This is a genomic window from Streptomyces sp. PU-14G, assembly GCF_041028275.1.
Classification (GTDB): Bacteria; Actinomycetota; Actinomycetes; order Streptomycetales; family Streptomycetaceae; genus Streptomyces.
In genome coordinates this window covers 1-4,697 of record NZ_JASKYT010000446.1, presented here as the reverse complement: position 1 = coordinate 4,697, position 4,697 = coordinate 1, and the positions used below count along the sequence as shown (strand labels likewise).

Genomic DNA, 4,697 nt, shown 5'->3' with positions numbered 1-4,697 from the left:
GGTAAGGGGGTGCCACTCGCGGCTGCGAGCGGGSWSYRGSKGGGKYGCCSCCCCGCGCGCCGTTCCTCGCGCCCCTGCGGGGCGCCCCCGCTAGTCCTCCTCGGCCGGCACCTCCTCCAGGCGCTGCCCGCGCAGCAGGCGCCACGCCAGCACGGCCGCGGCCAGCAGGATGACGGCGCCGAAACCGGCGCCGAACCGCAGGCCTTCCGTGAAGGTGTCCCGCGCGACGTCCAGCAGCGCGTGCTCGGCGCCGCCCGGCAGTCCGTGCGCCGTCTGGACGGCCTCGCCCAGTGACTGGCGGGCGTGTTCGGCGGCTCCCTCCGGCACTCCGGCGGGCGTCGTAAAGGAGCGGTAGACGCCCGTCACGACCGAGCCGAGCAGGGCGATGCCCAGCGCGGCGCCCAGTTCGTATGCGGTCTCGGAGACCGCCGAGGCAGCACCCGCCTGCTCCTTGGGGACGGCCGAGAGGATCACGTCGGCGGTCACGGTGAACGCCAGCCCCGCGCCGACGCCGACCACCAGCAGCACGCTGCCCAGCAGCAGATAGCTGGAGGTCGCCTGGAGCCACAGGCAGGCGCCCAGTGCCAGGCCCACCGCCGTCAGACCTCCGGAGACGGCGCCGCGCACCGAGGTGCGGCGGGCGACCCAGCCCGCGAACAGGCCGGCGACGACGGAGCCGATCGCGGCGGGCAGTTCGGCGAGTCCGGCCTGGAAGGGCGTGCGGTCCTGCACCATCTGGAGGAACTGGGAGAGGAAGAAGACCAGTCCCGACATGCCGAGGATGGTCAGCAGGTCGGCGAGCACGGCGCCGGAGAAGCCGCGGTTGGCGAACAGCCGCATGTCCAGCAGCGGTGTCGGCAGCCGCAGCTGGCGCCGCACGAACGCGTAGAGGCCGGCGAGGCCGACGACGCCCGTGACCGCCACGTCCCAGCGGAAGCCGTAGGCGGCGGCCTCCTTGACGGCGTAGACGAGGGCGATGATGCCGATCATCGACAGGCCGACGCTGGGCAGGTCCCACGGTCCCGGCGCCGGGTTCTTCGACTCGGGCAGCAGCTTGCTGCCGACGAGGACGAGCACGGCCATCACCGGCAGGTTGATCAGGAAGACCGAACCCCACCAGTAGTGTTCGAGCAGGAACCCGCCGACGACGGGGCCCACGGCTGTGCCGGCGGCCGTCATCGCGCCCCAGATGCCGACGGCCAGGCTGCGCTCCCTCGGGTCGGGGAAGATGTTGCGGATCAGCGCGAGCGTGGAGGGCATCAGGGTGGCGCCCGCGACGCCCATCAGCGCCCGCCACAGGATCATGGCTTCGGCGCTGTGCGCGTAGGCGGTCAGCACCGAGAGGGCGCCGAAGGCGACGGATCCGGTGAGCAGCAGCTTCTTGCGGCCGATGCGGTCTCCGAGGCTTCCCATGGAGACCAGGAGCCCGGCGATGACGAAGGAGTAGACGTCGCCGATCCACAGCAGTTGGGTGCTGGAGGGGCGCAGGTCCTCGCTGAGGAACGGCGCGGCGAGCCCGAGGACGGTGACGTCGATGCCGACTAGGAGGACCGCCAGCACCAGCACCGCGAGGGCGACCCAGCGCAGCCGGTCGCCCCCAGGCCTGGTCCCCTTGGCTCCTGTCCCGGGTCCTGCGCTCTCGCTGTTCATCTCTCACTGCTCCGTCGTGCGCCGCCGAGCAGCAGCTCGGCGGTCATCCGTACCGCGTCGCGGGCCGCGACCCTGCCGTCCTGGACCGCCCAGGCCGCCGCGGTGACCAGCGCGTAGAGCGCCTCGGTCAGCCAGGCGGGGGTCAGGTCGATGCGGAAGGCACCCTCGTGCTGTCCGCGCTGGAAGAGGGCGCCGATGCGTGCGTCGATCCTGGTCCAGCCCTCGTTCTGTTCCCCGGGCTCGAAAAGCTGGTTCTCGGTGACGAGGAAGCCGAGGAACCCGGCGTGGGGTTCGGCCTCGGCGATGACGCGCCGTACGGCTTCGGCGGCGTCGCCCTCGTCGATGCGGGCGGCGTCCAGCGCGGCGTCCAGGCGCGCGAGGCCGAGTTGTTCGAGGGCGCGTATGAGTGCGTCGCGCCCGGCGAAGTGCCGGTGCAGGGTGGCGCGGCTGATGCGGGCCGCCTTGGCGATGTCGTCCATCGAGGAGGTCGGCCGTCGCGTCAGCACGTCCGCCGCCGTGCTCAGCAGCTCTTCCCGATCCAGGCTCATGAGACGAGCATACTTCGTATGAGACATATCTGTCGCACATGAGACAACGAAAGTGCCCCCGCCGTAGGTCACGGCGGGGGCACGCGTCACGGGGCGGGGCGTCCCGCTCCGGCTCGGTCAGCGCCAGACGCAGCTGCCCAGCGTGGCGCCCTTGCGCACGGCGCGCTCGGCCTTCTCGTGCGGCAGCACCCGGGTCTTGCGTCCCGTGCACACGGCCGTCCGGTCGGCGTAACCCGCCATGTCCAGCAGAATCTGGTCCCAGTGCCGGTACTGCACGTCGTGGCCGCTGTCGTCGTAGGTGCGCTGGGTCGGCTCGGACGGCAGCGCCTTCTTCCAGCGGGCCTGGGTCGCGGGCGGCACGGTGGTGTCCTTCTCGCCGGTGTAGACGTACGCCGGCGCCTCCAGCTTCGACAGGTCGGGGCCAGGACGCTCGCAGTAGAGCTTCTGCTCGTGCACCTGGGCCGCCGGGTCGCCCTTCTGGCCTCGCAGGTAGTACGAGCGTCCGCCGTCCTCCTCCGCGCGGTCGGTGAACCCTGGGATGTCGTGCATGGGGCTGTCCTCGGGGAAGCCCCACCACTCGCGCGGGTCGCGGATCTGCTCGCCGAAGTACTTGTTCAGCTCCGCGTCGCTCTTGCCGCAGTAGTCGGAGGTGGCGCCGTAGGGCGGAAGCGCCGCGGCCAGGTGGAGGGAGGAGATCCGTTCGGGCGCGTCCGCGGCGAAGTGCGCCGCGTACGGACCGCCGCCGGAGATGGCGACGACGGCCGCCTTGTTCAGGTGCAGCTTGTCGAGGACGGCGCGCACGTCCGAGGTGTAGTCGTCGAAGCCGAGCTTCGCGTCGTACTCGGTGTCGCCGAAGCCGTTGCGCTCCACCGATATCAGCCGCAGGTTCAGCTTCTGCCGGGTGGTGCGCAAGAACTCCGTCATGCCCGAGGCGCGGGCAGTGGTGCCGGTCCCGCCCATGAACAGCACCGGCGTACCGTCCTTCTCACCGGTGTCGCTGTAGTGCACAGTGCGGCCCGCGTTCTCGGTCTGGTGCATCGCCGGGCCGAGCGGGTCGAAGTCGTTCTGCACGACGGGCTTCGGCTTGCGGTCCGCCTCCGCCTGCGAGGCTCCGGCGGTGAACCCGATCCCGCCCGCGAGGGCTGCCACGGAGAGGACGGTTGCCATGGCGACTGTCGGTGCCTTTTTCATTTTTCGTATCTCCCAGGTCTCAACGTGCGGGAGAGCACCTGCCCCGAAACCTGTGTGACATGCACGCAAAAACCCACGGGTACCCCGGTGACCTGGTACTTCACTGCCAGGGCAGCTCCGCGCGCCGCCGCCAGTAGACCTCGGGGTCCTCCACCAGCTCGGCCAGCGAGGCCAGTTGGGCCTCGTCCAGCTCTGTGGCGGCGGCCAGCAGATTGGAGTGGAGGGCGCCGACGCCGGCAGCCCCGGACAGGACGACCCCCGCCCACGGCTGCCGCGCCACCGCGGCCAGCGCCACCGCGTCCGGACTCGCCCCCGCCTCCCGCGCCACCATGTGCAGGTCGCGCGGCTCCTGGCCGCCCGCAAGACGCCCGTTGGCCATCGCCTCCTTGACGATGACCGTCAGCCCCGCCTCGTGCGCCTCGGCCAACGCGCCGGCCGCCGACGTCTCCAGCAGGTTGTAGGTGCTCTGGACGGCACGGAAGAGGGGCTCGCCCGCGACGGCGACCTCCAAGGCCGCACGGATGGCGTCCGCCTGTGCGGGGCCGCTCGTGCTGAACCCGACCGTGACGCCGTCCGCGGCGAGCCGGGCCAGCCGCTCGTGCAGCGCGGTGTCGGTCAGCGCCGGGCTGTCGGGGGTGACGGAGTGGATCTGGTACAGGTCGATCCTGTCGCCCAGCTGCGCGCGGCTCTCGGCGAGCTGCCGCTCGAACGCCTCCGGCGAGTGGTCCTTGACCTCGTGCACCTCGGCGTCCGTGCGCCACTCCCCCACGTACGTGTAGCCCCACTTGCTGCCGACCACCACGTCGTCGGCCTCGGGGTGCTCTCGCAGCCACCCGGCCAGGAACTCCTCGGCCCGCCCGTAGGAGCGCGCCACGTCCACGTAGCGCACCCCCTGCGCGTAGGCCGCGTCGAGGAGCTCGTGCGTACGGGTGCGCAGCGCCTCCACACTGCGCTCGGCGGGCAACTCCGCCTCCCGGCCGAGCGTGAGGTAGGCGGGCCGGCCGACCGCGGCCAGGCCGAGGCCGAAGTGGGCCGTCGGTGTGGTCGCGGCGGCGAGGCGGGTGAAGGGCATCGGCATCTCCACTGGCGGGTGCGCTCTGGGCGCAGTCGGTGTCGGCTCCGGTGGGTCGCACCACGGTATACGCAGCGCACCCCGGGGCCCCGCACCGTGGTGCGGGGCCCCGGGGTGTCGGGCGGTGGCGCGGGTCCCGGGGTGTCGTCGCGCGGACCCGGACGTGTCGGGCGGGGTCGCGCGGACCCGGACGTGTCGGGCGCGGTCGCGCGGGTCCCGGGCCGGGGGGCGCGGGA

Annotated in this window: 4 protein-coding genes; all 4 read right to left on the bottom strand. The window is 72.4% G+C overall.

The window, feature by feature from the left end; genetic code table 11:
- Window positions 1-90: 90 nt before the first annotated feature.
- The 4 genes from AB8Z75_RS31125 to AB8Z75_RS31110 all read right to left on the bottom strand — a co-directional run bounded on the left by AB8Z75_RS31125 (window position 91) and on the right by AB8Z75_RS31110 (window position 4,461).
- Complete coding sequence (locus AB8Z75_RS31125) at window positions 91-1,650, bottom strand: MFS transporter (RefSeq protein ID WP_369207877.1); 1,560 nt, start codon at window positions 1,648-1,650, stop codon at window positions 91-93.
- Window positions 1,647-2,198: a TetR/AcrR family transcriptional regulator gene (locus tag AB8Z75_RS31120; protein WP_369207875.1), complete on the bottom strand. Its 552-nt coding sequence runs from the start codon at window positions 2,196-2,198 to the stop codon at window positions 1,647-1,649. Before AB8Z75_RS31120 ends, AB8Z75_RS31125 begins: the two co-directional genes overlap by 4 nt.
- A 117-nt stretch (window positions 2,199-2,315) precedes the next feature.
- Window positions 2,316-3,365: an alpha/beta fold hydrolase gene (locus AB8Z75_RS31115; protein WP_369207873.1), complete on the bottom strand. Its 1,050-nt coding sequence runs from the start codon at window positions 3,363-3,365 to the stop codon at window positions 2,316-2,318.
- 124 nt (window positions 3,366-3,489) lie between these two features.
- Window positions 3,490-4,461: an aldo/keto reductase gene (locus AB8Z75_RS31110; protein ID WP_369207871.1), complete on the bottom strand. Its 972-nt coding sequence runs from the start codon at window positions 4,459-4,461 to the stop codon at window positions 3,490-3,492.
- Between the last annotated feature and the right edge of the window lie 236 nt (window positions 4,462-4,697).

Bases quoted from the DNA above. Each gene is read 5' to 3' on its own strand.
- AB8Z75_RS31120 (WP_369207875.1), bottom strand. From the start codon at position 2,198: ATGAGCCTGGATCGGGAAGAGCTGCTGAGCACGGCGGCGGACGTGCTG.
- AB8Z75_RS31125 (WP_369207877.1), bottom strand. From the start codon at position 1,650: ATGAACAGCGAGAGCGCAGGACCCGGGACAGGAGCCAAGGGGACCAGG.
- AB8Z75_RS31115 (WP_369207873.1), bottom strand. From the start codon at position 3,365: ATGGCAACCGTCCTCTCCGTGGCAGCCCTCGCGGGCGGGATCGGGTTC.
- AB8Z75_RS31110 (WP_369207871.1), bottom strand. From the start codon at position 4,461: ATGCCCTTCACCCGCCTCGCCGCCGCGACCACACCGACGGCCCACTTC.